At 71.6% G+C, this 1,371-nt stretch carries 1 protein-coding gene; it reads right to left on the bottom strand.

Going from position 1 to position 1,371, the window contains the following annotated elements; genetic code table 11:
• Window positions 1–18 precede the first annotated feature (18 nt).
• Entirely contained in the window at window positions 19–1,305 is a 1,287-nt protein-coding gene (locus tag ACSVDD_RS29665; protein WP_448193000.1) for an IS701 family transposase, read from the bottom strand.
• Window positions 1,306–1,371: the final 66 nt, after the last annotated feature.

The raw sequence follows: 1,371 nt of genomic DNA, 5'->3' as shown, positions 1-1,371 counted from the left end.
TAGTACTACAGCCGTTTTCTATCGGTTTGGGTACGGCGTTTCCAATGTGAACGCCGCGCCCGCTGCTGGTGTCGTCGTCGCCAGAGCGACCACGCGATAACGGCGGTGGGCGGGGGTGGCGGCGGGGCGATAAGCCGGTGCAGCAGGCGGCGGACCTCCGGCACGGTCAATGGCAGCAGCTCGGCCGCCAGGTCGGCCGGGTCCTCTCCCCCCGATGGCGGCCTTGCGCACCACGGTGAGAAACGCCAGGGCCAGCATCGCCAGGGTGACGTGCCGGTGCCAGCCGGTCCACGAGCGCACCTCGTACTGATCCAGCCCCACCTCGCCCTTGGCCATCTCGAAGCCGCTCTCGATCGTCCAGCGCGTGCCGGCCACCCGCACCAGATCCGTCAGCGCCGTCCCGGCCGGCGCGAAGGTGAAGTAGAAGGTCAGGTCCCCATCCGCCAGGCGGCGCCGGATCAGCAGGCCCTTGCCCCAGCCCTCCGGGGCACCGCGAAACGGCAGATGCGCCCAGTCGTACAGCCGTGGCCCCTTGGAGCCGTCACCGGCGCTGAGCCGCTGCCAGCCGTCCGCCGGCACCTCCTCGACCCAATCGCTCACCGTGCCCGGGAACAGCCGCTGGCCGCTGGTGACCGCCAGCACGTAGCCGATCCGGCGCCGCTCCAGGGCGTGGCGCAACGCGCTGTCGGCGCCGTATACGCTATCGGCGGCGACCCAGGCGCACGGCACGCCGGCGTCCAGCGCACGCTCCAGCATCGCCAGGCCGAGCTTCGGCTTGGTGGCGAACGCCACCGCCTCGGGCACCCAGGCGGCGCGGCGGCGCTCCTCATCGCCGGCCCAGGACTGCGGCAGGTACAAGGCGCGGTCGATCAGCGCGTGGCCATGCCGGCCGGCGTAGCCAAGGAACACGCCGATCTGGCAGTTCTCGATGCGCCCGGCGGTGCCGGAGTACTGGCGCTGCACGCCGACCGAGCGCGTACCCTTCTTCACGAAGCCGGTCTCGTCGAGCACCAGCACCGCCTGCGCATCGCCCAGATGTTCGACCACGTAGGCGCGCAGGTCGTCGCGCACGGCGTCGGCGTCCCAGCGCATGCGCGCCAGGAAGTCCTGCACGCTGTCCGGGCTGGCGTCGCCGGCGGCCTCGGCCAACTGCCAACCGTTCTTGCGCTCCACCGGCGCCAGCAGACCCGCCAAGTACTGGCGCGCCCGCCGGCGCGCCTCCGGCCGGCAGAACCGCGGGGCGATCCGCGCCGCCAGCGCGTCCAGAGCGCCATCCCAACCCACCGCCTCGGCAACCGTCGTCATGCTCGGCATCCTCTCGCAGAATGCCAACCTCAACAGCCGACAACACCGATGATCCCGGCTGTAGTA

It is taken from the genome of Azospirillum terrae, from assembly GCF_053470425.1.
This window is presented reverse-complemented; position numbering and strand designations above follow the sequence as displayed.

Coding starts and splice junctions, on each gene's coding strand:
- ACSVDD_RS29665 (WP_448193000.1), bottom strand. CDS start 1,305: ATGACGACGGTTGCCGAGGCGGTGGGTTGGGATGGCGCTCTGGACGCG.